General features: G+C 34.2%; 31 protein-coding genes. 29 read left to right on the forward strand and 2 right to left on the reverse strand.

Annotation, left to right across the window (positions count from 1 at the left end; translation table 11 throughout):
* The first annotated feature begins 3 nt into the window (after positions 1-3).
* The 20 genes from GSH73_RS02770 (at position 4) to GSH73_RS02865 (ending at position 16,984) form a co-directional block, all read left to right on the forward strand.
* On the forward strand, positions 4-693 hold the full coding sequence (locus GSH73_RS02770) for a ComF family protein (protein WP_014759503.1): 690 nt from the start codon (positions 4-6) through the stop codon (positions 691-693).
* 6 nt (positions 694-699) lie between these two features.
* Positions 700-1,110: a TIGR03826 family flagellar region protein gene (locus GSH73_RS02775; protein WP_014759502.1), complete on the forward strand. Its 411-nt coding sequence runs from the start codon at positions 700-702 to the stop codon at positions 1,108-1,110.
* A 46-nt stretch (positions 1,111-1,156) separates the two neighbouring features.
* Positions 1,157-1,432: a flagellar biosynthesis anti-sigma factor FlgM gene (locus GSH73_RS02780; protein WP_014759501.1), complete on the forward strand. Its 276-nt coding sequence runs from the start codon at positions 1,157-1,159 to the stop codon at positions 1,430-1,432.
* A 13-nt stretch (positions 1,433-1,445) separates the two neighbouring features.
* Complete coding sequence (locus GSH73_RS02785; RefSeq protein WP_014759500.1) at positions 1,446-1,925, forward strand: flagellar protein FlgN; 480 nt, start codon at positions 1,446-1,448, stop codon at positions 1,923-1,925.
* A 34-nt stretch (positions 1,926-1,959) separates the two neighbouring features.
* A complete protein-coding gene (flgK, locus tag GSH73_RS02790; RefSeq protein WP_014759499.1) occupies positions 1,960-3,396 on the forward strand; it encodes a flagellar hook-associated protein FlgK in 1,437 nt (478 codons plus the stop codon).
* A 16-nt stretch (positions 3,397-3,412) separates the two neighbouring features.
* Positions 3,413-4,303 carry a flagellar hook-associated protein FlgL gene (flgL, locus tag GSH73_RS02795; RefSeq protein ID WP_014759498.1) on the forward strand — a complete coding sequence of 297 codons (891 nt, stop codon included), beginning with the start codon at positions 3,413-3,415 and terminating at the stop codon, positions 4,301-4,303.
* Positions 4,304-4,315: 12 nt separating this feature from the next.
* On the forward strand, positions 4,316-4,873 hold the full coding sequence (locus GSH73_RS02800; RefSeq protein ID WP_014759497.1) for a DUF6470 family protein: 558 nt from the start codon (positions 4,316-4,318) through the stop codon (positions 4,871-4,873).
* Between the two features lie 22 nt (positions 4,874-4,895).
* Entirely contained in the window at positions 4,896-5,345 is a 450-nt protein-coding gene (fliW, locus tag GSH73_RS02805; protein ID WP_014759496.1) for a flagellar assembly protein FliW, read from the forward strand.
* On the forward strand, positions 5,326-5,553 hold the full coding sequence (gene csrA / locus GSH73_RS02810; RefSeq protein ID WP_014759495.1) for a carbon storage regulator CsrA: 228 nt from the start codon (positions 5,326-5,328) through the stop codon (positions 5,551-5,553). Before fliW ends, csrA begins: the two co-directional genes overlap by 20 nt.
* Positions 5,554-5,676: 123 nt before the next feature.
* Positions 5,677-6,531 carry a flagellin N-terminal helical domain-containing protein gene (locus GSH73_RS02815; protein ID WP_014759494.1) on the forward strand — a complete coding sequence of 285 codons (855 nt, stop codon included), beginning with the start codon at positions 5,677-5,679 and terminating at the stop codon, positions 6,529-6,531.
* Between the two features lie 164 nt (positions 6,532-6,695).
* Entirely contained in the window at positions 6,696-7,049 is a 354-nt protein-coding gene (locus tag GSH73_RS02820; RefSeq protein ID WP_014759493.1) for a DUF8042 domain-containing protein, read from the forward strand.
* Entirely contained in the window at positions 7,049-8,818 is a 1,770-nt protein-coding gene (locus tag GSH73_RS02825; RefSeq protein ID WP_014759492.1) for a motility associated factor glycosyltransferase family protein, read from the forward strand. The genes GSH73_RS02820 and GSH73_RS02825 overlap by 1 nt, the downstream gene beginning before the upstream one ends.
* Positions 8,819-8,851: 33 nt before the next feature.
* A complete protein-coding gene (locus tag GSH73_RS02830; RefSeq protein ID WP_014759491.1) occupies positions 8,852-9,838 on the forward strand; it encodes an NAD-dependent 4,6-dehydratase LegB in 987 nt (328 codons plus the stop codon).
* Positions 9,831-10,949 carry a LegC family aminotransferase gene (locus tag GSH73_RS02835; protein ID WP_014759490.1) on the forward strand — a complete coding sequence of 373 codons (1,119 nt, stop codon included), beginning with the start codon at positions 9,831-9,833 and terminating at the stop codon, positions 10,947-10,949. Before GSH73_RS02830 ends, GSH73_RS02835 begins: the two co-directional genes overlap by 8 nt.
* Before the next feature lie 4 nt (positions 10,950-10,953).
* Positions 10,954-12,108 carry a UDP-N-acetylglucosamine 2-epimerase gene (gene neuC / locus GSH73_RS02840; protein ID WP_014759489.1) on the forward strand — a complete coding sequence of 385 codons (1,155 nt, stop codon included), beginning with the start codon at positions 10,954-10,956 and terminating at the stop codon, positions 12,106-12,108.
* 26 nt (positions 12,109-12,134) lie between these two features.
* Positions 12,135-13,178, forward strand: a complete 1,044-nt coding sequence (neuB, locus tag GSH73_RS02845) for an N-acetylneuraminate synthase (RefSeq protein WP_014759488.1) — start codon at positions 12,135-12,137, stop codon at positions 13,176-13,178.
* 32 nt (positions 13,179-13,210) lie between these two features.
* Positions 13,211-13,873: an acetyltransferase gene (locus tag GSH73_RS02850; RefSeq protein ID WP_014759487.1), complete on the forward strand. Its 663-nt coding sequence runs from the start codon at positions 13,211-13,213 to the stop codon at positions 13,871-13,873.
* Entirely contained in the window at positions 13,873-14,934 is a 1,062-nt protein-coding gene (locus GSH73_RS02855) for a nucleotidyltransferase family protein (RefSeq protein WP_014759486.1), read from the forward strand. Before GSH73_RS02850 ends, GSH73_RS02855 begins: the two co-directional genes overlap by 1 nt.
* Before the next feature lies 1 nt (position 14,935).
* Entirely contained in the window at positions 14,936-15,646 is a 711-nt protein-coding gene (locus GSH73_RS02860) for an acylneuraminate cytidylyltransferase family protein (RefSeq protein WP_014759485.1), read from the forward strand.
* A gap of 36 nt (positions 15,647-15,682) precedes the next feature.
* Entirely contained in the window at positions 15,683-16,984 is a 1,302-nt protein-coding gene (locus GSH73_RS02865; protein ID WP_014759484.1) for an SH3 domain-containing protein, read from the forward strand.
* Here GSH73_RS02865 and GSH73_RS02870 read toward each other — a convergent pair whose 3' ends face one another.
* Positions 16,985-17,719 (reverse strand): TIGR03915 family putative DNA repair protein, encoded by a 735-nt coding sequence (locus GSH73_RS02870; protein ID WP_014759483.1) that lies wholly within the window; start codon positions 17,717-17,719, stop codon positions 16,985-16,987.
* 21 nt (positions 17,720-17,740) lie between these two features.
* Positions 17,741-19,012 carry a putative DNA modification/repair radical SAM protein gene (locus GSH73_RS02875; protein WP_014759482.1) on the reverse strand — a complete coding sequence of 424 codons (1,272 nt, stop codon included), beginning with the start codon at positions 19,010-19,012 and terminating at the stop codon, positions 17,741-17,743.
* 144 nt (positions 19,013-19,156) lie between these two features.
* Here GSH73_RS02875 and GSH73_RS02880 point away from each other — a divergent pair, with 144 nt between their 5' ends.
* From GSH73_RS02880 to GSH73_RS02920, 9 genes are all read left to right on the forward strand, one after another.
* Positions 19,157-19,333: an aspartyl-phosphate phosphatase Spo0E family protein gene (locus GSH73_RS02880; protein ID WP_014759481.1), complete on the forward strand. Its 177-nt coding sequence runs from the start codon at positions 19,157-19,159 to the stop codon at positions 19,331-19,333.
* 72 nt (positions 19,334-19,405) lie between these two features.
* Positions 19,406-19,732 (forward strand): flagellar protein FlaG, encoded by a 327-nt coding sequence (locus tag GSH73_RS02885; RefSeq protein WP_014759480.1) that lies wholly within the window; start codon positions 19,406-19,408, stop codon positions 19,730-19,732.
* Positions 19,733-19,753: 21 nt separating this feature from the next.
* Positions 19,754-21,298: a flagellar filament capping protein FliD gene (gene fliD / locus GSH73_RS02890; RefSeq protein ID WP_014759479.1), complete on the forward strand. Its 1,545-nt coding sequence runs from the start codon at positions 19,754-19,756 to the stop codon at positions 21,296-21,298.
* A 29-nt stretch (positions 21,299-21,327) separates the two neighbouring features.
* A complete protein-coding gene (gene fliS, locus GSH73_RS02895) occupies positions 21,328-21,714 on the forward strand; it encodes a flagellar export chaperone FliS (RefSeq protein ID WP_014759478.1) in 387 nt (128 codons plus the stop codon).
* Positions 21,715-21,720: 6 nt separating this feature from the next.
* The gene (gene flgN, locus GSH73_RS02900; protein ID WP_014759477.1) at positions 21,721-22,188 is read left to right on the forward strand and encodes a flagellar export chaperone FlgN; all 468 of its coding nucleotides are present in this window, start codon (positions 21,721-21,723) and stop codon (positions 22,186-22,188) included.
* Positions 22,189-22,326: 138 nt separating this feature from the next.
* The gene (locus GSH73_RS02905; protein WP_014759476.1) at positions 22,327-22,521 is read left to right on the forward strand and encodes a zinc-ribbon domain-containing protein; all 195 of its coding nucleotides are present in this window, start codon (positions 22,327-22,329) and stop codon (positions 22,519-22,521) included.
* A 174-nt stretch (positions 22,522-22,695) separates the two neighbouring features.
* Positions 22,696-23,472, forward strand: coding sequence for a basic amino acid ABC transporter substrate-binding protein (locus GSH73_RS02910; protein WP_014759475.1), 777 nt, complete (start codon positions 22,696-22,698; stop codon positions 23,470-23,472).
* Positions 23,473-23,500: 28 nt separating this feature from the next.
* The gene (locus GSH73_RS02915) at positions 23,501-24,163 is read left to right on the forward strand and encodes an amino acid ABC transporter permease (RefSeq protein WP_013787448.1); all 663 of its coding nucleotides are present in this window, start codon (positions 23,501-23,503) and stop codon (positions 24,161-24,163) included.
* Positions 24,150-24,872 carry an amino acid ABC transporter ATP-binding protein gene (locus GSH73_RS02920; RefSeq protein WP_014759474.1) on the forward strand — a complete coding sequence of 241 codons (723 nt, stop codon included), beginning with the start codon at positions 24,150-24,152 and terminating at the stop codon, positions 24,870-24,872. Before GSH73_RS02915 ends, GSH73_RS02920 begins: the two co-directional genes overlap by 14 nt.
* Positions 24,873-24,994: the final 122 nt, after the last annotated feature.

Genomic DNA, 24,994 nt, shown 5'->3' on the forward strand with positions numbered 1-24,994 from the left:
ACTATGATATTTCTCGATCTGCTATTTCCACCAAAGACAAATTGCATACTGTGCGGAAAGGTGATAAGAGAAGGAAAGATATGCCTTGACTGTGAAAGCAATTTGCCATTTATTGTGGGCAATAAATGTGTTATCTGTGGAAAGCCTATCATAGATGGCGACAAATGTCCTGACTGCATGGAGACAAACCATGTTTTTACTCGCAGCATAAGTCCTTTTGAATATGACGATACGATAAAATCGCTGATTGCCAGATTCAAATACTACAAAGAAAGAAGTTTATCTGAATTTTTTGCAGAATACATGTATAAGTATATTAAAGAAGATGGTGTAGAATTTGATACGATAGTGCCTGTTCCGCTTCACAGGACAAAGCTGGATGAGCGAGGCTACAATCAATCGGAGCTTTTGGCGCGGGAGCTCTCTTATAGATTCGATGTAATCATGTCAAAACCTTTAAGGCGTATAAAAAACACTAAATCTCAAACTGGACTTAAAAGAGAAGATCGGATGAAAAACTTAAAAGGTGCATTTAAAGTAGTCTATGCTGATCTTGTCAAAGATAAGACCGTACTTTTGGTGGATGATGTTTTAACAACAGGTTCGACTCTTGATGAATGTGCAAAAGCTTTAAGAGAAAGCGGTGCGAAAGATGTTTTTGCAGCTACAATAGCAACAGGAAGGAATGTGTGAGGTTCTATGAATATAAGAAATTGTAAAAGGTGTGGAAAGCTTTATAACTATACTGGGTTTGACTTGTGCCCAGAGTGTTTTAATAAGGATGAAGAAGACTTCATAAAAATCAGAGATTACATTGACAGAAATCCGCAGGCAACAGTTTTAGAGGTGTCCAAAGCTACAGATGTTGAAGTAAAAAGAATATTAGACTTTTTAAAAGAAGGCAGACTCATATTGGGTTCTAAAAACACTAATATTTCATTGACTTGTGAAAGATGCGGTAAAAAGATATTGTCAGGCAGATACTGCGAATCGTGCTCAAGAGAACTTGAAAGCTCTTTAAGAAGTGCGTTGGATATTGATAAAAGAGATGAAAACTTTGAAAAACTTTATTTGAGAGATGATAAAAAAGACATTAAAAGAAAATATTAAGTGAAATTGAATTTAACCGATATAATATTGGGAAGGTGGGAATAGAATGAAAATATACAATAATATTAATGTTAACAATATTTATGACATGTATAAGTCTGCAAATGCTAATGCTTTAAAAAGCAAGGCAAATAAAATCGACAAAGTGGAAATATCAGATAATGCTTCCAAGATCAGCAAAAGTTTTGCAGAATATGATAAATTAAGGGAAGAAAAGGTGCAGGATATAAAGGCTAAAGTTGATAGTGGCAATTATAACATAAAATGTGATGATATCGCTGAGTCCATAATCAAAGGAGCTATTTTCGATAAAAAAGTTTAAAGGTGGTATAATTATGCCAAATCCGAATATAGATGAGCTTATTTCTATATTGAATGGGGAAATGCTTTTGTACAAAGATTTATACGACATAGCTAATAAAAAGACCGATGTGATAGTACGGGGAGAAATACAGGAACTGGACAGCATGACAAAAGTGGAGGGCAGTATAATAGGTAAGCTTATGGCCTTGGAAGATGAAAGAGAAAAATTTTTAAACGACAATTTTGACAGTCAAGTGACAATAAGTCAGCTTTGCAGCATACTGCCTGAAAGTGATGCAGAAAAACTAAAAATGGTTCAAGAAGAATTTAATAATCTTTTAAAAGCACTTAGCAATAGAAATGACTTGAATAAATCGCTTCTCAAACAGTCCATCGAATTCGTAAACTATTCGATTGGCGTCATATCAAACAATTTGTTAGAGGACAATGGCATATATGGTGAAAGCGGCGTATCAAAAAGTATAAATAGAATCATCGATAAAAAGGCGTAATAAATAATTATAGCTATGAAAGGAATGAAAGACAGTGTCTACGTTTCAAGGATTGGAGATAGCAAAAACAGGTCTCTTTGCAAGCCAACAGGCGCTAAATTTGACGGGACACAACATCTCAAATGCAAATACGCCTGGGTACACGAGGCAAGTAATAGATCTGTCTGCGATAGCGCCTCCTACGACTTACGGCATGGCTGACCAATGGGGCAAAGCCATAGGAGGTGGTGTCAATGTTGACGGCTATCGTCAGATAAGGGACCAATTTTTAGATCAGCAGTACAGGAGAGAAAATACAACACTTGGTGAATGGGAAACTAAATCAGATACATTGTCTGCTATAGAGGGCATCTTAAACGAGCCTTCTAATACAGGAATCACAACCGTATTAGACAATTTTTTTAATTCGCTTCAAGATTTGTCGAAAAACCCGGAAAGCCTTGAAGTGAGAGCAGAAGTTAGAGAAAATGGTGTATCGTTGGCAGATACCATTAATACTATTTATCAACACCTTGACGACCAAGAAAATCAGATAAATAGCACCATTCAAAGTCGAGTGCAGCAAATCAATTCATATGCAGATCAAATATCAAAACTAAATAATGAGATCTACAGATTTGAGCTTACAGGTCAGACAGCCAATGATTTGAGAGATCAGAGGAATTTACTTGTTGACCAGCTTTCGGAGATAGTCAATATAAATACTTATGAAGATTCAAATGGGAATTTCAGAGTAGATATAAGCGGACAAGCATTAGTAGATGGAAACAATGCTTACACAATGAGTGTAGACAATACAGGGACAATAAAATGGGATCTTGCTGGAACGCCTGTGAATCCGACGGGTGGCATATTAAAAGGACTTCTCGACATGAGAGATGGCGATGGTACAAATGGTGTAAAAGGGATACCTTACTATAAACAGCAATTGAATCAGTTTGCGTACAACCTTGCTACGGTTTTTAATGCGCAGCATGCTGCAGGATATGGACTCGATGGAAGCACCGGCATCAATTTCTTCAACATAACAGATGCGACGTATAATCCGACTGTTGAATATGCTAAAAATATACAAGTTTCATCAGACATACTTGCAGATGATGGGCTTCAAAAGATCGCCGCAGCGGCATCAGCAAGTTCGCTGCCTGGAGACAATACAAATGTCTTAAATCTCATAGCGCTTAGAGATACGAAGATCAGCGGTTTAAATAATGGAACATTTGATGATTTTATAAGCTCGTTGATTTCCAACCTTGGTGTTGATGCACAAGAGGCAAATCAGATGCAGACAAATCAAAGTACTATGGTGAAACAAGTTGATTACAACAGGCAATCTGTATCTGGCGTATCTCTGGATGAAGAGATGACGAATATGCTTAAATATCAAAAGTCTTATGAAGCATCGGCAAGGATGATAACCGTCATGGATGAGCTTTTAGATACGCTTATAAATAAAATGGGAGTAACGTAAAAGGCAGGTGTAGACAATGCGAGTAACGAATAACATGCTTGTGATGGATTTTATGAATGATTACAACAAAAATCTTGAAAGGCTTCAGAAAGATCAAAATATGCTGTCAACTGGCGAAAAAGTAAGCAAGCCATCAGACGATCCTGTTGCGGTAGCCAGTATTTTAAGGATAAAGACAGAAATTGCGAGAAATAATGCATATACGAAGAATACAGACGATGCAAAGTCATGGCTTAGCCTTACCGATACGGCATTAGGGCAAATAGGAGATATGCTGCAAAATGCCAGAGATTTAGCAGTGCAGGGTTCTAATGGTACTCTAACTCAAAGCGATATGCAAAACTTAGCAGCACAGGTAGATCAGTTAAAACAGCAGATTATACAAGTAGGCAATACCCAGTACAATGGCAGGTACATATTTGCTGGATACAAGACTGATACAAAGCCTTTTAGCGATACAAGCAATGGATATGCTGGCGATGATGGCGCTATAAAGTTTGAGATAGGTGCAGGTGGCAATACAATTCAGGTAAATGTGACAGGCGATAAGGTGTTTGATGTATCCTCTGGTACATCGCAGCTTCTTACTGTGATGGACAACTTATCAAATGCATTGAAATCAGGAAATAACCAAGCTGTCAGCAATATAATAGGAGATATAGACAATCAAATTCAAAATATCTTATCAATAAGGGCTGATGCAGGCGCAAAGGCAAATAGGGTAGATCTCACCGCAAATAGATTAAGCAGTGATAATTACAACTTTACGTCGCTACTTTCCAAAAATCAAGATGCAGACATAGCACAGGTTATCACTAATCTAAAGATGGATGATAATGTGTACAGGGCATCATTAGCTGCAGGTGCCATGATCATACAGCCATCATTAGTAGATTTTCTGAAGTAAGAGGATGGTAACATGGATATCGCCATTCAACAAACGTTCGGCAGGATAGGCATTGACACTACTCCTGCCGCGATTAATATACACAATCAGAATGCAGATCTTAATGTAAACAATTTGTTGCCTAGTATAGAGATATACAAAAAGTTACCACAGGTTCACATAGATCAATATCAGTGCTTTTACGAGTCTGGGCTTAAGAGCGTATTTGATCTTATACATGATGAGGCAGAAAGAAGTTACCAGATAGGTCTTGAAGCGATAGGGAAAATTGCTGAAGATGGAGATGCGTTAGCATCAATAGAGAACCATCAGAATGTCATACCAGAGTTGGCGTCTCAGGCAGGTGTTGAGAATATAGACTTTAATGTAGACCTTATGCCTAAGTCAAGGCCTAAGATATGGTTTGATGGTTATCTCAATATAAATTGGCAGGATGGTAAGGCATATATAGATGTCACACCTAAAAAACCGGAGATAGATGCAACAAGGGCAAATGTAAATATATACATGCTGCAGTACCCATCTATAAAAATCGACTACATAGGTCAGAATGTGGATGCAATAGTTTGAATTTGAAAGAGAGGCATGAGCGATGGATATAATGACAAGAAATTTTGGTGTTGTCAGCTATAACGAAGAAGATGTACTTCACTTTGAGGAAGGCATACCAGGCTTCGAGGGACTTAAAAGCTTCATTCTTCTAAGCGTTGATGAATATACCCCCTTTAAGTGGCTTCAGTCCCTCGATGATACGGATATAGCATTTGTTATAATCGATCCAAAAGCTATAGTTAAAGATTATAAGGTCGAATTAGACAGAGAGACGGTAAAATTGTTGGATATAAAGGACTTAAACCACATTCTCGTTTTTGCCATCGTTGTAATACCAAAAGAAATCGAAAAAATGACTGCCAACCTAAAAGCCCCTATAATCATAAATGCAGAAAACAATAAAGGGATGCAGATACTTCTCGACAATGATGAGTACATGATAAAGCATCCTATACTGAAGGAGCTAAAAAATGCTGATATTGACGCGTAAAATAGGACAGTCTTTGATTATAGGGGATGATGTAGAAATAAAGATTGTAAGCATCGATGGCGACAATGTAAAAATAGGCATATCTGCTCCAAAGAATGTAACTGTCATGAGAAAAGAGCTTTTAGAAGTAAAAGACGAAAACAAAAAAGCAATTAATATAGATAAATCATCGCTTAAAAAATTAGAAAAACTTATAAAAAAAGACTAAAGTAAAAAAAAATAAAATCGATAATATATAGTGTAAAACAAAAGACAAGCAGTTGGCCAACTGTGAAAAATCTTATGGTCGATATGGCATGGATGCCTAATAAAAATTCAAGGAGGAAAAAATATGATAATCAACACAAACTTAAGTGCTCTGAATGCTTGGAGAGCATTGGAAGTAAATAACACAAATACGCAGAAAGCATTACAGCAGCTTTCAACAGGTTTAAGAATCAACAGTGCTGCAGATGATGCGGCAGGTCTTGCAATATCTGAAAAGATGAAGGGCCAGATATCAGGACTGGACATGGCTCAAAGAAATGCACAAGACGGTATTTCACTAATACAGACGGCAGAAGGTGCACTGAATGAAACAACGTCAATACTTCAAAGAATGAGGGAACTTACAGTACAGGCATCAAATAGTACTAATACTTTGACAGATAGACAGAACATCCAGAAAGAGATTGACCAGCTGAAGCAAGAAATAAACAGGATAGCGTCGACTACACAGTTCAATACAAAAAATCTTTTAAATGGTTCGTTGGCGGCTGGTAAAGCTACTCTTACATTCCAAATTGGCGCAAATAGCCAACAAGTTCTTAAGGTTAATATTGGAACGATGACAGCATCGGCGTTAAAAGGTACTGCTGCTGGTAATATTTCAATGGCGTCAATTAATGTTGCGACAAACAATGCTTCTATTATAAGCGCACAGATCAATTCCATAGATGCTGCGATAAATAAAGTTTCTGCACAAAGAGCTAATTTTGGTGCTGTTGAGAATAGGCTTGAACATACAATAAATAATCTTGGCACAGCAGAACAAAACTTGACTGCAGCAGAATCTCGTATTACTGATGTTGACATGGCTAAAGAAATGATGGAATTCACAAAAGACAACATACTTACACAATCAGCTACAGCGATGTTAGCTCAGGCAAATCAACAGCCACAAACAGTGTTGCAATTGCTGAAATAATAGAGAGAATAAAAAGGAGGCAAATAAAGCCTCCTTTTTTCATGCTTATAATGTTATTGGATTCATACTCTTATAAGTTATTATTTTATTCTAATAGCTTCTAAAAATCTATTAAAAAATGCCGATAAAACTTTTAAGAATATTAGATGTGATGAGGTGCTATGATGATTGATGATTTAATGAAAGAAACTGTGGAAGAGAGTTTAAAATACATACCTAAACTAATTGTGGGAATAGATAAGGTAATAAACTATATTGATGACGGAATGTATGTAGAAGCTAATAATTTGCTTGTAAGTGTCATTGATGGTCTTAATTGGTCAGTTCAAGCTATTACATTGACTATGCCGTTACATGGTTATAAATTAGATATGGAAAAGGTTAATGAGAGTTTAAAAACTTTAATGTCAGGAATTGAAAATTTAGATTATCAATTAATTTCCGATTCGCTAAATTATGAGATTAAAGATATCCTTTCTGGATATATTAATTATTGCAGAAAAGGAGAGCTTAATTGATGAACTCATTTGAAATTTTGAAAGCGAAAGATGAATTTAGCACTTTAGTTTATAAAGTTGGAGACAAAAAAGTTTTTTTACATAGCTCATATTTTCCAGATAAAGAAGCGAAAGAATGGGCAAATAATATTGACTTTGATGATGAAGCTATTTTAATTATTTATGGTGTAGGGCTTGGATATCATATAAATTATCTTTTAGAAAGAATATCATTTAGTAATAGATTAATTTTGGTTGAGCCGTCAAGAGAAATATTTAATTTTGCATTTGATAACGGGTTTTATGATGAATTTAAAGATATGGAAAATGTTTATTTTATATTAGATGAGACAGAAGAAAACTTGAAAACTTTGTTATCGTCATATATACCGTGGGATAATTTTGAAAATGTTGTATATAAAGAATTTAAACAATATTCGATTGTTTTTAAAGAGCATTATAACAGATTTAATGAATGCTTGCTGGAGACAGTCAATTCAATGAGGATTAACAGAAACACAGCGCTTTATTTTGCTGAACAATGGCAATCAAATTTTATGGAAAATTTGGAGTTTGTTTTTAAAAGTGTACCTGTTAAGTCTTTTTTTGATACATTTAAAAATATTCCTGCGATAATTGTATCTGCTGGTCCTTCGCTTGACAAAAATATAAAACTTTTGAAAGAAATAAAAAACAAGTGTATAATTATTTGTGTAGGAACAGCTTTAAAAGCACTTATTAAGGAAAATATTGTGCCAGACTTTATTGTTTCAATTGATGGTAGTGAAAAAAATTTTAAACATTTTGAAGGTTATGTAACCGATGTACCTTTATTGTATGATCTTACGATATATCCAGAAATACTGAGAAAACATAAAGGACATTTAATAATAGGAAATATTGCATCAGGATTTTCAGATTTGCTTGAAGAAAGATTATCGACAAAATTTGGAGATATAGTGGCTGGCCCTTCTGTTGCTAATGTGTCGTTGGATTTTGCTTATAAATTGGGATGTGACCCTATAATATTTATTGGTCAGGATTTGGCGTATTTAAATGATAGAACACATGCTTCTGGGACTACATATGAAAATGACAGAATAAAAAAAGATTCCATTGAAAAAGAATATATTTATGTTAAGGGTAACTACGAAGATAATATTATAACAGATCGTGTATTTCTTTCTTTTAAAACATGGTTTGAAAACTATATTTATAGCCATTTAGACAGAACATATATAAACTCTACAGAAGGTGGAGCTTATATAAAAGGCACAAAAGTAGAGAAACTTGAAGATGTGATTAAACATTATATGAAAAATGATTTAAATTTAACTGATATTATCAATGATATTTTAACCAATCAAAAGATTAAACCAAAAGAAAGCAAAATTAATAGCTTAAAATATGAATTTGAAAATTCTATAAAAAACTTAGAAAAAATAAAAAATGACTGTATTCGTGGAGCAAAGTTATCGAAAAAAATGTATAATGAATATCAGAAGGACGTTAATGCAGACGTATCTCATATAGTATCAATATTAGATAAAATAGACAAAAGATTAAAAAACTCAAAAGATAGTTTTTTGTATATCTCTTCTATATTAAACATAGTTACTACAAAAGTTCTAAAAGGTTTTAAACCTGAAAAAGATGAGACTGAAAAGCAAAAAAAATTAAGAATTGCAATGATGTCATATACACTTTATCAAGGAATATATGAAGCGATAGAAAAGTCATTGGAAGGTTTAAAGAAAGCATTAAAGACAGTTGACGAAATCAAACGATGATTAAGCTGAAGACTTTTTAGGAGGATATGTGAGATGAACTTAAAAAATAAAAAAGTTTTAGTTACAGGGGCAGGAGGATTTATTGGTTCCCATTTAGCAGAAAGATTAGTGGAAATAGGTGCAAAAGTAAAAGCGTTTGTCAGGTATAATTCTAATAATAATTGGGGTTGGTTAGAAAAATCTAAGTATAAAGATGAGATCGAAATTTATAGGGGTGATATAAGAGATTATGATAGTGTTAGAGAGGCTATGAAAGGAGTGGATGTTGTATTTCATCTGGCAGCGCTAATTGGAATTCCATATTCATACCTATCACCTCTTGCCTATATAAAAACTAATATAGAAGGCACATATAATATATTGCAATCTGCAAGAGAGCTTAACATAGAAAGAGTTATACATACTTCAACAAGTGAAGTTTATGGAACGGCAAGATATATACCCATTGATGAATTACATCCACTGCAACCTCAGTCACCATATTCAGCGACTAAAATAAGTGCTGATAATTTGGCTTTAAGTTTTTATAATTCATTTGATTTACCTGTAACAATTGTGAGACCTTTTAATACATATGGGCCACGCCAATCAGCAAGAGCTGTTATTCCTACTATAATAACTCAGATATTAAATGGAGAAAAGTATATAAAAATTGGCAATTTAAAACCTACAAGAGATTTAAATTTTGTTTTTGATACAGTTAATGGATTTATAAAAATTGCTGAATGTGATGAGTTAATGGGGAATATTACAAATGTTGGGTCTGGACATGAAATTTCTATAGGCTCTTTAGTAGAACTGATTTCAAAGTTAATGGATGCTGATATCGAAATAGTACAAGATGAACAAAGATTTAGACCAGACAAAAGTGAAGTTGAAAGATTAGTGTGTGATAACTCTAAAATAAAGAAATATACTGATTGGAGACCCGAATATCAACTTGAAGATGGGCTAAAAGAGACGGTTAGATGGATTAAGGATAATATCAGCTTATATAAATCGGAGGTATATAATGTATAATATACAACTTGATTCGCCTAATTTAGGTGATAAAGAAAAAGACTATTTAGTGAAATGCATTGAAAGTGGTTATGTATCTACTGTTGGTCCTTTTGTTCCTGAATTCGAAAGAAGATTTGCTGAATTTTTAAATGTAAATCATTGTGTTTCGGTTCAAAGTGGAACAGCAGCACTGTACATGGCACTTTATGAATTAGGCATTAAAGATGGTGATGAGGTTATAGTTCCTGCTATTACATTTGTTGCGACTGTTAATCCAATAGTTTACTGTGGAGCAACTCCTGTATTTGTTGATGTTGATAAAGACACATGGAATATAGATCCAAAAGAAATAGAAAAAGCAATTACACCTAAAACAAAAGCAATTATTCCTGTACATTTATATGGCAATCCATGTGATATGGACAAAATAATGGAGATAGCAAAAGAGAATAATATTTATGTTATAGAAGATGCAACTGAAAGCTTGGGAGCTTTATATAAAGGTAGAATGACTGGCACAATTGGTCACATAGGATGTTTTAGCTTTAATGGTAATAAAGTAATAACCACAGGAGGAGGGGGTATGGTAGCTTCGAATAATGAAGATTGGGTTTCGCATATAAGATTTTTGGTAAATCAGGCAAGAGATATGACTCAAGGCTATTTTCATACAGAAATAGGTTTTAATTATAGAATGACAAATTTAGAAGCATCTTTAGGCATTGCCCAACTTGAACGATTGGCAGGATTTTTAGAAAAAAAACGAATGTATTTCGAGATTTACAAGAAAATTTTTAATGGAATTGAAGAAATTTCTTTGCAGACAGAATATGAAGGTGCAAAAAGTTCTGATTGGTTATCTTCAGTGAAAATTGATTGCAAAAAAGTAGGTATGACTATACATCAAATTCAAGATGAATTAAAAAGAAGGGGTATTCCGACAAGAAGAATATTTAATCCTATAGTAGATCTTCCTCCTTATAAAAAATACAAGAAAGGAAGCTATAGTAATTCTTATGAAATATATGAAAATGGCTTAAATTTACCGAGTTCAACGTTAAATACATATGAAGATGTAAAATATGTTGCAAAGACTTTATTGGATATTTTAAGTATAAAAAAGAGGTAAAATTATGAAAAAAATTGCTGTTGTTACAGGTACAAGAGCAGAGTATGGATTACTTTATTGGACAATGAAAGAAATAATGAATGATCCTGATTTAAAATTGCAACTAATTGTGACAGGGATGCATTTATCGCCGGAATTTGGGCTAACTGTAAAAGATATAGAAAATGACGGATTTAAAATAGATGAAAAAGTAGAGATTTTACTTTCATCTGATACTGGACAAGGAATTGCAAAGTCTATTGGACTTGGTATTATAGGATTTGCACAAACTTTTTCAAGATTAAATCCAGATATGCTTTTAATTTTAGGAGATAGATTTGAAATATTTGCTGCAGCAACCGCTGCTATGGCTCTTAATATACCAATTGGCCATATATCTGGAGGAGAATCTACTGAGGGTGCTATAGATGAGCAGATAAGACATGCAATTACTAAAATTGCTCATATCCATTTTGCAAGTTGCGATTATTATGCAAATAGAATAAAAAAAATGGGTGAAGAAGAATGGAGAGTATTCAATGTTGGTGCTCCAGGATTGGAGAATATAAGGCGATTACAGCTTCTTGATAAAAATCAGCTTGAAAAATTATTAGATATAAACTTAGACAAAGTAACTTTATTAGTTACATATCATCCTACAACGTTGGAGCTTCAGTCGCTAAAGATGCAAATGGATAATATTTTGGATGCTCTAATGGAAACTGGTTATCAGCTTATATTTACGTATCCAAATTCAGATAGTGGGGGAAGGTATATTATTGAAAGAATAAAGGAATTTGCAAAAACTTATGCTAATGCAAAAGTATTTGTTAATTTGGGACAGTTAAAGTATTTGAGCTTGTTAAAATATGTAGATGCGATGGTTGGAAATTCATCCAGTGGAATAATAGAAGCACCTTATTTTAAACTTCCAGTAATCAATATAGGGGATAGACAAAAAGGAAGATTAAAAGCTTTTAATATTATTGATGTTGGATATACAAAAGATGAGATTTTATGTGGTATAAACAAGGCTTTAAAAGATGAAGATTACAAAGTTAAAGTAAAGGAAACAAAAAGTATTTACGGAGATGGAAATACAAGCAAAAACATTGTTGAAATCATAAAAAGAGTAGATTTAAAAGATGATAAACTTTTGAAAAAGAAACTTACATATTAAAAAAATAAAAAGAGCGTGATGTTACAATGTTCAAAATAGCAAATAGAACAATATCAGAGAATTCTCCTGTATTTGTTATAGCTGAAGCGGGAGTGAATCATAATGGTGATTTAGAAACAGCTATGAAATTAGTTGATGTGGCGTCTGAAGCGGGTGCAGATGCAATAAAATTCCAAATATTTAAAACAGAAAATTTAGTAATTAAAGAGGCTGAAAAAGCTGAATACCAAAAATTCACTACATCTTCAGATGAAACACAGTATGATATGTTAAAAAAATTAGAGTTATCCTATAACGATCATATTAGAATAATGGAATATTGTAAAAGGCGAAATTTAATCTATTTAGCAACTCCTTTTGATTATGAAAGTGCCGATATGTTGGAACAAGCTGATGTACCTGCATTTAAAATTGGTTCTGGCGATGTTACAAATATCCCATTCTTAAAATACATTGCAAAAAAAAAGAAACCAATAATACTTTCTACAGGAATGTCTAATTTAGGTGAAATCGAAGAAGCGATAGAGGCGATTAAAAATACTGGTAACAATAGTATAATCTTATTGCATTGTACATCAAATTATCCAACCGAATACAAAGATGTTAATTTAAATGCAATGATCACTATGAAAAATGCTTTCAAGTTGCCTGTTGGTTATTCAGATCATACTCTTGGCATTGAAGTTGCAATAGCAGCAGTTTCGATGGGAGCATTGATTATTGAAAAACATTTTACTCTTGATAAAAGAATGATAGGCCCTGATCACAAGGCTTCACTTGAACCAAGTGAACTTAAGCTTATGATTAAAAGCATTAGAAACATAGAGGCGGCATTAGGAAATGGGATAAAAAGATGTAGAGAGAATGAAAAAAATGTCAGAGATGTAGCAAGAAAGTCAATTATTGCAGCTAAAGATATACCCAGCGGCAGTGTCATAACAGAAGAGATGTTAACTACAAAAAGGCCGGCAACTGGTTTGCCTCCTAAGTTTTTTTATTATTTAATTGGTAAAAAAACCAGAATTCATATTTTGAAAGATACAATTATTGACTTTTCTATGCTTGAATAATAATTATATGCTTTTTCCAAGGAGGAATTCTTTTGGATAAATTGGTTTTAATTGGTGCAGGTGGTCATGCAAAGGCGGTGATAGATATACTGAAAAAAAATAATGAAATACATATTGAAGGACTAATAGGCAAAGCTGATGAGATTGGCAAAAAAGTTTTAGGCGTGCCGGTTATTGCAACTGATGAGCAACTAAATGATTTATTAAAACGTGAGATAAATTATGCACTAATAGTTGTTGGAAGTGTTGGAGATAATTATTTGCGAAAAAATTTGTATGAAAAAGTAAAAGGGATTGGCTTTAACTTTATTAATGCATTTCATCCATCAGCTATTATTTCAGAGTATGTAAAATTCGGGCGAGGAAATGTTGTAATGGCCGGTACTTTTATAGGTCCTGATACACAAGTTGGAAATAACGTGATAGTAAATACAGGATCAATTATTGAACATGATTGCATAATAAGCGATCATGTTCATATTGCTCCAGGTGTTAAAATTGCAGGAGGAGTTAAAATAGGCGAAGCAAGCCATATTGGAATTGGGTCTGTTATTATTGAGGGAATAAAGATAGGTAAAAATTCTTTAGTTGGAGCTGGTACTGTGGTCTTAGATGATGTACCTGATAATGCGGTTGTTGTAGGTGTTCCAGGGACAGTAAAAAAATATAGGTATGATATGGGGAGAAATCAATAATGGAGAATAAGGTTAAATCCGTTATTATCAGCGATAAATGTATTATTAAAAATGCCATAAAGCAGTTAAATGAAAATAGATTACAAATTCTTTTAGTTGTTGATGACGATGATAGGTTTGTTGGAACTGTTACAGATGGAGATATAAGAAGGGCGATATTGGATAATGTATCATTAGAACAGCCTGTCTCTATCATTATGAATAAGAAACCAAAATATGTTTATAGAGGACAAGAAGAAGTTGCTAAAGAGTTGATGATAAAGTATAAGATAAAAACTATTCCTGTAATAGATAATGAAAAAAGAGTTATCGATTTAATATTGATGGAAGAATTTATTGGAGTAAAATGTGAATATTCAAAGAAAAATAACAGTGTTTTTATTATGGCTGGCGGTAAGGGTACCAGGTTAGATCCGTTTACAAAAATACTTCCGAAACCGTTGATACCTATAGGTGATAAGCCAATAATAGAGATTATAATGAAAAATTTTAAGAATTACGGCTTTAATGATTTCATAATTTCACTTAATTATAAAGCCGAAATTATAAAATTATATTTTGCAGAAAATCCAGACGGATATAATATAAATTTTGTTCATGAAAAAGAATTTCTTGGAACAGCAGGCTCATTAAGGCTTGCAGTTGATAAGTTAAATGATACATTTATAGTATCGAATTGTGATGTAATCATAGATATTGATTTCGATGAACTTTTAAAATACCATGAGAAAAGTGGCAATGATGCTACAATAGTAGGTGTAGTTAAAAATATGCAGATTCCGTATGGTGTTATGAATGTTAACAATGGTGAATTGATAAATATGATAGAAAAACCAGAGTATAATTTTGTAATAAATTCAGGTGTATATGTTTTAGAACCCGAATTGATTAGTCTGATTCCAGATGGACAATCTTTTAACATGCCGGATTTGTTATTAAAGTCAAAAGAGTGTGGATATAAAGTTGGTGTATATCCTGTAAGCTCAAGATGGTTTGATGTTGGACAATGGGAAGAATATCGTAATACATTGGAATATTTTAAAAAGGTGGATAGTGTATAAAATGTATAGAGGAAAATCAATATTAGCGATAATACCTGCAAGAGGTGGTTCAAAAGGTGTTAAAAGAAAAAATGTGAGACCTTTATTGAACAAGCCTCTAATAGCATATACTATTGAGGCTGCGTTACAAGCAAATTTTTTAGATAAAATAATTGTTTCAACAGAAGATCCAGAAATAGCAAGTATATCAAAGGAATTTGGAGCAGAAATTCCTTTTATGAGGCCCATCGAATTAGCGTCTGATGATGCAAAAGGGATAGATGTTATTTTTCATGCGATGAATTGGCTGGAAAAAAATCATACTGTATATGATTTAGTTATGCTTTTACAACCTACATCACCATTAAGAAAAGCGTATGACATAAAAAATGCGATTGACATTTTATATGATAAAAAAGCAAGTGCGGTAGTTTCGGTTTGTGAGGCTGAACATTCTCCTTTATGGATGAACGTTTTAAATGAGGATTTGTGTATGAAAGATTTTTTAAAAAAAGATGTTTTAAATAAAAATAGGCAAGAAATAAGTAAATATTATAGAATAAATGGAGCAATATATATATCGGATTGGAATTATTTAATACAAAATAAAGGTTTCTTTGGCGAAAAAACATACGCGTATATTATGCCTAATGAAAGATCTATAGACATTGATACAGAACTGGATTTAAAATTTGCTGAATTTTTGATGAATAATTTTCAAATACAGAAATAGACATATATTGAAATTTTTATAATCATTAAATATCTAATGGGGGTGTTCTATATTATACCCGATACAAGATTAGAGATGCTTGAGGCCGACTACTGGATAGAAAAGATATCCGATGCTGATTGCCTTATAATGACGCAAGATGACATTATGAAGTTTAATCGAGAAATTGTAGAGAAATGCGATAGCGTCTATGATTTAAGAAGCTATAGGGATAGTCTTACTTACGATGAATTGTTGTCTATGATAAAAGAATATAAATTGCCAGAAAAAGAGATGTATTTTAAAAATGGGGAAGAAGTAAAAAGAGATTTTTATCATCATATAACTGACAATTTAAATATAACTGAAATAAAAGAAGTCAATCCAGTACGGTACGGTATCACTATAAGGAAAACATATCTTAGAAGTTTTCCTACAGATATAGCGGTGTACAGCAGAAAAGGCGATATTGAATTTGACAGATTTCAAGAGACGTCGTGCCAAGCGATAGAGCCTGTTTTGGTGCTTCATGAAAGCAAGGATGGAAGATGGTATTTTATCCAGATGTACAATTACAGGGGGTGGGCCAAAGCTGCTGATATAGCGATTGCCAAAGATAAAGAGGAAGTATTTGGTTATGTTGATACAGATGATTTCATAGTGGTAACTGGAAATCATGTCAAAACGCAGTATAATCCCTATGATAGAGATGTATCTGAAATTCAGTTTGATATGGGGACGAAAATACCACTGGAAAAAGATATACCTAATTTTGTTGCAAATCAATCTACTTATGGCAATTATGTTGTCAAACTGCCTTCAAGGGATGATAATGGCAATTTAGTTTTTAAAGACGGGCTTATATCGATAAAAGAAGATGTCCATTGGGGCTATGTTCCATATACAAGGGCAAATGTATTAAATCAAGCTTTTAAGCTAATAGGAGATAGATATGGATGGGGTGATAGCTTTGACGGAAGGGATTGCTCCAGTTTTATCATGTACGTATACAAGACATTTGGATTTAAGCTGCCGAGAAATGCTGATGAACAAGAGAGATGTCCCGGGAGAGTGCATCGGTTTTTTGATGGCATGTCATTAATCGGCAGAATTGAAGCTTTTAAAGGCATAAAACCTGGCGCAGCTTTATACATGCCGGGCCATGCCATGATGTACGTTGGAATGGATGATGAAGTGCCGTACATCGTACATGATTTTGCGGGATATGGAGCGAAAAATGGAGAAGAATATGAGTTCATACCAGTCAATGAAGTTATGGTCACATCATCACTTTTACCTACATCGAATGGTATACCATTCATAGAGAGAATTACTTCTGCCATTCAGTTTGAAAAGTAATTATTGTTTTTCTGTAAGCATATCCCAGTATTTTTTTGGCATGTGCTGCCTTTGAAGCCTTAGATTTTTTCTTTCTTCTATGGAGATGCTTTTGTGGTACATCTTCCATAGGATTTCATAGTCTTCTGTATCTTTCATATTAGATATGTCTTGAAGTGGGATGTCAGTTATTATCCATGCTTTTTTATCATATACAGCCGACAAGTTCCTCTTTTCGTCGTGTATGATGAAATATTGATCTTGAAACCTTTCAGCAAAGTGAGGCATTATGATAGGCAGTACGTTGTAGTCTGGATGTATCTTTGCAATAAACAATCCTTTTTTGACCTCTTTAAATCTAATTAATTCTATCATCTTGTACGCTTCATGCCTCACTTTTTGACTTAATTTTGTCACTTCATGGACTATGTCATTTTGAATGAAGTAGTCTATTTTTTTGCCTATTTTAAAGCCTAATCTGATGTATCTATATATCAACATATAAGACGACTCCAACTCTGACAGATAAGCGTAGTAGATATTTCTAAGCGCTTTATTTGATATTTTTGTTTCAATGGCATGTTGTACTTTGTTGGATTTATCTATATCCGTTGACACGAACACGTCATGGCCAAGAAAGTTTATTTGATGATTGATTTCAGAAAAAATGTCATTAGGATGTTGATGACTGTAATATGCTTCGTATATAACGGTCATGAGGCCATCAAATGTCCCGTCGAATATGTAGTTTACCATATGTCTACTCTCCTAACTAAGCTATACGATTATTGGCAAATTGTTCAAAGTATTATCGATGTCAAATATGCTAAGCTGTCCTTCTATGACATTTCTTTTTGGCAAAAGTTTATTTTTTATCTTATCTGTTTCTATTTCGCATTCACCGTAATATTTTCCGTTGCATGTTATAAAGTATTTTGCCCTTTTCAATACGACGCCCAGCTTTTTAAGTGAATCATAGTTAAGGTAAGCAGCTTTTCGCGCTTTTACAATCCGGTTTGCTGTCCTTAAGCCAATGCCTGGTACTCTAAGAAGCATATTGTAGTCTGCAGTGTTGACTTCAACAGGAAATAGATTGAGATTTTTCATGGCCCAATTGATTTTTGGATCAAGTGATACATCAAAATTCGGTTCTTCTTCGGTGAGCAATTCATCAGCCTTGAAATTGTAGTACCTTAAAAGCCAATCAGCTTGATACAAGCGGTGCTCCCTTAAAAGAGGAGGTGATGTCATTCCCAAAATATTGTTGTCATTAAAAACAGGGATGTACGCGGAGTAATACACTCTTTTAAGGTCATAATATTTGTACAGATTTTCTGACAGCTTTAATATGGTCCTATCGCTTTCTGGTGTCGCACCTATAATAAGCTGTGTCGTCTGTCCTGCAGGCACAAATTTATCTGTGCGGCGCATCAGCTTTTTTGACTCACTCTTTTCCATCAATTGATTGTGTATGAAGCTCATTGGCTTTATTATTGATTCTTTTGTCTTTTGAGGTGCCAATAATTTTAAAGACTTTTCTGATGGAAGCTCGATATTTACGCTCATGCGATCTGCGTAAAGGCCGGCCAGCCTAATGAGATTTACGTCTGCACCTGGAATAGCCTTTAAATGTATGTATCCGTTAAAATTGTATTCCTCCCTCAGTTTTTTGACAGTCTTAATGAGAAGCTCCATCGTGTAGTCAGGGCTTTTGTATACAGCCGAGCTTAAGAATAATCCTTCTATGTAATTTCTGCGGTAAAAATTTATCGTAATGTCAGCAAGTTCCTCAGGTGTGAATAATGCTCTCTCTACGTCATTTGAACATCTATTTACACAATATGAGCAGTTGTAAATGCAGATGTTTGTAAAAAGTATTTTTAGAAGGGATATGCACCTGCCGTCTTCAGACCAACTGTGGCATATGCCATAGAAGGATGCATTTCCTATTCCGCTATTTTTGTTTTCTCTATCGCTTCCGCTGGATGAGCATGACACATCGTATTTTGCTGCATCAGCCAGTATTCTTATCTTTTTGAGAAGATCCATTTTAAAAACACCTCAATGATATTATAACACAAACATACGTTCAGATAAAAGCAATTAAATCATGTTGAAAAAAATTTAATAAAAATTTCTTAAAGCCGATATATAAAAATGAAGTAAGTTACAATAGCTTATATGGAGGAGAAAATGGCAAAGATCATAAAAGAACATTACTATAAAAATGATTCAGTGGAGGAGAAGATAAAGCTATTGAAGAAGGAGCTCAATAAAAACATAGTAGATATGACAAAGGCGCTGGAGATAAGTCAGGAATTAGATAAGCTTATTGTAGAATACATGTCTTGCGAAAAAAACGCCAAATAAATTAACTAATTTTTTAAAATATTTTGCCGATATATAGGTTAACATGTGAGTTATTTTTAGGGAGGTATATAGATGATTCAAAATATATCGTTAGAAGGAGGAAGTGGAAAGCTAAATAGCTTATTGACTGACAAGATTGATGACGTAAAAGAGATTTTCAAAAATCCAGTAGATGAGAAATCTGTAAAGGACGAAATAAACGACGTCAACAATAAAATCAAGAAAAATGACGGTACATATTTTGAATTTTCTGTTCACAAACCTACAAATACGATCGTAGTGAAAATTGTAGATAGCAGGACAAATGAAGTCATCGACGAGATTCCGCCAGAAAAAATATTGGATTTAGTGGCGGGATTGTGGAAAATGGTTGGCTTAATTGTTGATAAAAAAGTATAGGAAGTATAGGGGGAATGTGTGATGGATCCTATTACAATGCAAAACTCTACTACAAGTAATTTGCTTAGAATAAGCGGTCTCGCATCAGGTATAAATACAGACCAAATAGTGAGCCAATTAATGGCTGCTGCAAGTATGCCGCTTGATCAATTGGAGCAGCAAAAGCAATGGCTTCAATGGCAACAGGAAGATATGCAAAGCATTAACACACAATTATTGTCCCTTAGAGATGATACTTTGTTTCAAATGACACTGCAAGGGACATTTTTAGCAAAGACGGTTTCGTCAAATACATCAATAGCCACAGCTACGGCAGGTGTGAATGCTGTAAATGGGACGTATACATTAAGTGTCAGTCAATTGGCGACAGGAGCAACTTCTGCCAGCACCGCTGCTATTGGTGCTTATAATAGCAGTACCAATACGTACAATACTTTAATTCCTGCTGGAACTACTTATACGATAACTATTAATGGGAAACAAATTACATTAGGAGATCCGACAGGAACGAAGGCGTGGACTATAAATGACATAGTTACTGCAATAAATTCAGCTAATGCAGGCGTCAATGCGACTTATGATACGACTACTGATAGACTCTTTTTAATAACAAGCACTACGGGTTCAAATGCGACAATTGATTTTACAGGGACAACAGATCCAAATGCGCTTAATTTTTTGACAAATACCTTAAAGTTAAATACTTCTACAGTTACAGGTACAGATGCTTCATTTTCGTTTAATGGAGTGAACATAACTACTTCTTCAAATAATGCATCTGTTGCAGGTATAAATATTAACCTTACAGGAATTGGTCAGACGACTCTATCGGTACAAACAGATACAGATACAATATATAACAGTATCAAAAACTTTGTTGATGCATATAACAATGTGATTACTCAGATAAATTCGAAGTTAACAGAAGAAAGATATTATGACTATCAACCACTGACAGATTCTCAAAAACAGCAGATGAGCCAAGATGATATAACAGCATGGGAGCAGAAAGCCAGAAGTGGTGATTTGAATGGTAATGATACGCTAACCTCTATCTATTACAGTATGAGAGAGGCAATATCTGGAATTGTCACAGCATCTGATGGTACAACTATGACATTAAGCTCTATAGGTATAACTACAGGGCAGTGGTATGAAGGTGGTAAACTCTATATTGATGATACTACGCTAAAAAATGCAATACAAAATAATCCTCAAGAAGTGATGGATCTTTTTACAAAAATAACAGAGCCTGTGACAAATGTAAATGCTACACCAGGTTCAAGCTCAAATGATGGAATTGCTGCCAGACTCTATTATATAGTAAATAATGGTATAAATTCTATTATACAAGAAGCTGGTGGCGGGCAATATCAGTTATATGATAATAGCTTTTTGGGTCAGCAGATAAATGATTTGAATCAAAGAATATCAGATATGCAAGATCAGTTGAATACTTTAGAACAACAGTACTACAATGAGTTTTCACAGATGGAGACGTATATTTCTCAAATGAATTCTCAAAGCCAATGGTTAAGCCAACAGACAAGTAGCTCGTCAGGTTAAGGTGATTATGTAGGAAGGGGAATTGATAAATGATCGATCCTTATATGGAGTACAGGCGAAATTCTGTCATGACGGCAAGTCCGGAAGAATTGGTCTTGATGCTCTACAATGGAATTATTCGCTTTGCAAATGAAGCGAAACAAGCGATAGATGATAAAAATATCGAAAAAGCTCATAACAGCATAACAAGAGCGCAGGACATAGTATTGGAGCTTATGGCGACTCTTGACATGCAGTATGATATATCAAAAAATCTTTACAGCATCTATGATTTTATTTCAAGAAGGCTGATAGACGCTAATTTAAAAAAAGATAAAAAGCCGTTAGACGAAGTAATATCTTTGATAACAGAGCTTAGAGATACATGGGGAGAAGCTATGGGGAAAGTTCGAGCAAAAGTATATTCTAAAGGTTGATATAGTATGGTAAGCGATGTTAAAAAATTGATAGAGTTGGCTGAAAAAAAATTAAATTATTTAAATGAGATGCTTCAATTAAATAATCAGTTAAACATAGCTATAAATTCACAAAAGCTTGATGACATAAAAACCATATTGGAGAAAAAACAAAACATCATAGCAAGCATTGATGAGATAGACAGTGAATTTCTGCCTATGTACAATCTGTACAAAAAGGTAAATAGGATAGACAGCATTTTTAATACGCCTAATAATAGTGCAGAAAAAAGCGTATTAAAGGGAATACTGATAGATATAAAGGGCACATTGGAAAAAATAAAAGAAGTCGAGGACAAAAATTTAGAGGATATAAATTGTGCTTTTAAAAATCTGGAAGAAAAAATAGATGACTTATCAAAGGGTAAAAAAGGATATATAGAGTATCTTAAGTATTACACACCTGGCAGCTATTTTGTGGATAAAAAGCGCTAAATGTTTATGCGGTAATAATTATGCAATTTTTAAAATTTTAAAATTTATTGATAAAACTTTTAACCGGTGGTATAATATTACTGTATAGTCTAATTGGCTATACAGTAAATAAATGTCAAAGTGAGGGGATTATTTATTATGTATCAAGACAAGACATTAGTCTGCAAAGACTGTGGAGCAGAATTCGTGTGGACTGCCGGTGAACAAGAATTTTATGCTCAGAAAGGCTTTCAAAATGCGCCAGTAAGGTGCAAATCATGCAGAGATGCTAAAAAGCAGAGAAACAATCAGTTTAACTCCAGGAGAGGAAGAGTTGCTGGAGCAAATAAGTAATCCCCTTCACTTTTGTAAGAAGTAAAGAGGATTATTGAGGGCATTCCGAAAGGGATGCCCTTTAATCATTTCTCCACCAGAAAATTTTTTGATGTGTTAAAAAATATATTGCAATATTATGCATGTGATAGTATAATTATTTAGTAAATTATCTATTGTCGGGAGGAGAAAAAATTGAAAAAAAGGTTGATAATATCTTTAATTCTTATCACTATTATGTCTGTTGCACTAAGCGGTTGTTCGAAACAATCTACGTTAAGCAGAGTTAAGAAATCAGGGGTTATCGTCATGGGTACCAGCGCCGATTTCCCACCGTTTGAATTTCACAAAGTTGTCAACGGTAATGACACTATAATGGGTTTTGATGTAGATCTGGCTAATGCAATTGCTAAAAAATTAGGTGTAAAACTTCAGATAAAAGATATGGATTTTACAGGGCTTATTCCAGCTCTTCAAAGCGGGCAGATTGACATGGCTATTGCAGGGATGAATGCTACACCAGAGAGAAAGAAAAACGTCGATTTTTCTGATGAGTATTATAATTCTGAGCAAGTTTTAGTCGTGAAAAGCTCCAGCAATATAAATAACTTAAATGACTTGAAAGGAAAGACGGTAGCTGTGCAGCTTGGCACTACATCTGATGATGCTGCTAAGAAGATAAAAGGAATAGACATAAAAGAGCTAAATAGATTAGGCGATGCATTTTTATCATTAGAAAATGGCAGGGTAGACGCTATATTGATGGAAAGCACAATTGCAGATGCATACTTAAAAGAGTATAAAGACATGAAGATGCTTCACATTAAAGAGATAAATGAAGCAGTGCCAGGATATTCAGTCGCTGTCGCAAAAGGAAATCAAGATCTGGTAAACCAGATAAACAGTGTGATAAAAGAGCTCAAAGACAGCGGTGAATACGAAAAAATGTTAAACAAATGGATGGGGAAATAAAGCCTCTTGAAAGGAGAAAAAAAGGTTAATGAATCTTGATTTTTCAAGCATGCCACAATACACACAGCTTTTTATAAATGGACTCATAATGACAATAGAGCTTACTATCATATCTGTGGCAATAGGCGCTGTATTGGGTTTGATTGTTGCCTTGATGAAAATGTCCAGCGTGAAAATATTGAGCTTTATTGGCTCAGCTTATGTGGAGATAATAAGAGGTACACCGCTTTTGGTTCAGATACTCATCATATACAACGGCTTGCCTCAATTTGGCATAAAGTTTCCTGGATTTGTAGTAGGCATAATAGCACTCTCTATGAACAGTGCAGGCTATGTGGCGGAGATAATACGCTCGGGCATCCAGGCGGTGGATCCGGGACAGATGGAAGCCTCTCGCTCTTTAGGCATGTCCCACAGCATGGCCATGAGGTACGTCATAATTCCCCAGGCAATAAAGAATATTTTGCCGGCTTTAGGCAATGAATTTGTCGTAATGTTGAAAGAGTCGTCTATAGTATCGGTCATAGGCTTTGCAGATCTTACAAGGCAAGCAGAGATAGTATCCAGTGTGACATATAGGGCATTTGAGCCTCTTATAATAATAGCAGCAATTTACTTTGTGATGACACTGGTATTCTCAAGGCTTTTAAGCAAGTTTGAAAGGAGGTTAAGGACTGGTGATACGCGTTGATAACCTCCATAAAAAGTTTGGCAGTTTAGAAGTTTTAAAAGGTGTAAGCTTAGAGGTAAAAAAAGGTGAAGTTTTGGTAATAATCGGTCCAAGTGGTTCTGGAAAAAGTACCATATTAAGGTGCATAAACCTACTTGAGGAGCCGACAAAAGGTGACATATACATTGAAGGGGAAAAAATCAACGACAAAAAGGCTGATATAAATAAGATACGTCAAAAAGTCGGCATGGTTTTTCAACACTTTAATTTATTTCCGAATATGACTGCTATCGGCAATATAACGCTGGCTCCTATTAAAGTAAAGAAGATGGATAGAAAAACTGCAGAGGATATCGCCATCAGGCTATTAAAAAAAGTTGGGCTTGAAGACAAAAAAGATGCATATCCTGTAAAGCTATCTGGTGGTCAGAAGCAAAGGCTTGCTATTGCCAGAGCGCTGGCTATGCAGCCGGATGTGATGCTTTTCGATGAGCCTACATCTGCGCTGGACCCGGAGATGGTCAAGGAAGTATTGAATGTCATGAAAGAGCTGGCGAATGAAGGCATGACGATGGTAGTTGTGACTCATGAGATGGGCTTTGCAAAAGAGGTGGCAGACAGAGTCATTTTTGTAGATGATGGAGTGATTGTAGAGGAAGGTTCTCCTGAAGAGCTTTTTGGCAATCCTAAAAGCCCAAGGACAAAAGAATTTTTCAGCAAAATACTGTAAGTTTAACGGGGTGCAGAAGCACCCTTTTTATTCATCTATCATTATATTTTGCAAAATTCGCAAAATATTAGTGGGAATTCATGCAGGAATATTAGATTTCATGTAGAATTATAATAATATAG

This window comes from Thermoanaerobacterium aotearoense (assembly GCF_009905255.1).
Lineage (GTDB): Bacteria > Bacillota > Thermoanaerobacteria > Thermoanaerobacterales > Thermoanaerobacteraceae > Thermoanaerobacterium > Thermoanaerobacterium aotearoense.

Excerpts from the sequence above, each read along its gene's own strand:
- GSH73_RS02880 (WP_014759481.1), top strand. The coding sequence starts at position 19,157 with ATGGCAAAGATCATAAAAGAACATTACTATAAAAATGATTCAGTGGAG.
- GSH73_RS02875 (WP_014759482.1), bottom strand. The coding sequence starts at position 19,012 with ATGGATCTTCTCAAAAAGATAAGAATACTGGCTGATGCAGCAAAATAC.
- fliS (WP_014759478.1), top strand. The coding sequence starts at position 21,328 with ATGATCGATCCTTATATGGAGTACAGGCGAAATTCTGTCATGACGGCA.
- csrA (WP_014759495.1), top strand. The coding sequence starts at position 5,326 with ATGCTGATATTGACGCGTAAAATAGGACAGTCTTTGATTATAGGGGAT.
- fliW (WP_014759496.1), top strand. The coding sequence starts at position 4,896 with ATGGATATAATGACAAGAAATTTTGGTGTTGTCAGCTATAACGAAGAA.
- GSH73_RS02865 (WP_014759484.1), top strand. The coding sequence starts at position 15,683 with ATGGGGGTGTTCTATATTATACCCGATACAAGATTAGAGATGCTTGAG.
- neuC (WP_014759489.1), top strand. The coding sequence starts at position 10,954 with ATGAAAAAAATTGCTGTTGTTACAGGTACAAGAGCAGAGTATGGATTA.
- GSH73_RS02915 (WP_013787448.1), top strand. The coding sequence starts at position 23,501 with ATGAATCTTGATTTTTCAAGCATGCCACAATACACACAGCTTTTTATA.
- GSH73_RS02885 (WP_014759480.1), top strand. The coding sequence starts at position 19,406 with ATGATTCAAAATATATCGTTAGAAGGAGGAAGTGGAAAGCTAAATAGC.
- GSH73_RS02855 (WP_014759486.1), top strand. The coding sequence starts at position 13,873 with ATGGAGAATAAGGTTAAATCCGTTATTATCAGCGATAAATGTATTATT.
- GSH73_RS02905 (WP_014759476.1), top strand. The coding sequence starts at position 22,327 with ATGTATCAAGACAAGACATTAGTCTGCAAAGACTGTGGAGCAGAATTC.
- flgL (WP_014759498.1), top strand. The coding sequence starts at position 3,413 with ATGCGAGTAACGAATAACATGCTTGTGATGGATTTTATGAATGATTAC.
- GSH73_RS02830 (WP_014759491.1), top strand. The coding sequence starts at position 8,852 with ATGAACTTAAAAAATAAAAAAGTTTTAGTTACAGGGGCAGGAGGATTT.
- GSH73_RS02775 (WP_014759502.1), top strand. The coding sequence starts at position 700 with ATGAATATAAGAAATTGTAAAAGGTGTGGAAAGCTTTATAACTATACT.
- flgN (WP_014759477.1), top strand. The coding sequence starts at position 21,721 with ATGGTAAGCGATGTTAAAAAATTGATAGAGTTGGCTGAAAAAAAATTA.
- GSH73_RS02785 (WP_014759500.1), top strand. The coding sequence starts at position 1,446 with ATGCCAAATCCGAATATAGATGAGCTTATTTCTATATTGAATGGGGAA.
- GSH73_RS02860 (WP_014759485.1), top strand. The coding sequence starts at position 14,936 with ATGTATAGAGGAAAATCAATATTAGCGATAATACCTGCAAGAGGTGGT.
- GSH73_RS02825 (WP_014759492.1), top strand. The coding sequence starts at position 7,049 with ATGAACTCATTTGAAATTTTGAAAGCGAAAGATGAATTTAGCACTTTA.
- GSH73_RS02800 (WP_014759497.1), top strand. The coding sequence starts at position 4,316 with ATGGATATCGCCATTCAACAAACGTTCGGCAGGATAGGCATTGACACT.
- GSH73_RS02835 (WP_014759490.1), top strand. The coding sequence starts at position 9,831 with ATGTATAATATACAACTTGATTCGCCTAATTTAGGTGATAAAGAAAAA.
- GSH73_RS02820 (WP_014759493.1), top strand. The coding sequence starts at position 6,696 with ATGATTGATGATTTAATGAAAGAAACTGTGGAAGAGAGTTTAAAATAC.
- GSH73_RS02815 (WP_014759494.1), top strand. The coding sequence starts at position 5,677 with ATGATAATCAACACAAACTTAAGTGCTCTGAATGCTTGGAGAGCATTG.
- GSH73_RS02770 (WP_014759503.1), top strand. The coding sequence starts at position 4 with ATGATATTTCTCGATCTGCTATTTCCACCAAAGACAAATTGCATACTG.
- GSH73_RS02870 (WP_014759483.1), bottom strand. The coding sequence starts at position 17,719 with ATGGTAAACTACATATTCGACGGGACATTTGATGGCCTCATGACCGTT.
- fliD (WP_014759479.1), top strand. The coding sequence starts at position 19,754 with ATGGATCCTATTACAATGCAAAACTCTACTACAAGTAATTTGCTTAGA.
- GSH73_RS02780 (WP_014759501.1), top strand. The coding sequence starts at position 1,157 with ATGAAAATATACAATAATATTAATGTTAACAATATTTATGACATGTAT.
- neuB (WP_014759488.1), top strand. The coding sequence starts at position 12,135 with ATGTTCAAAATAGCAAATAGAACAATATCAGAGAATTCTCCTGTATTT.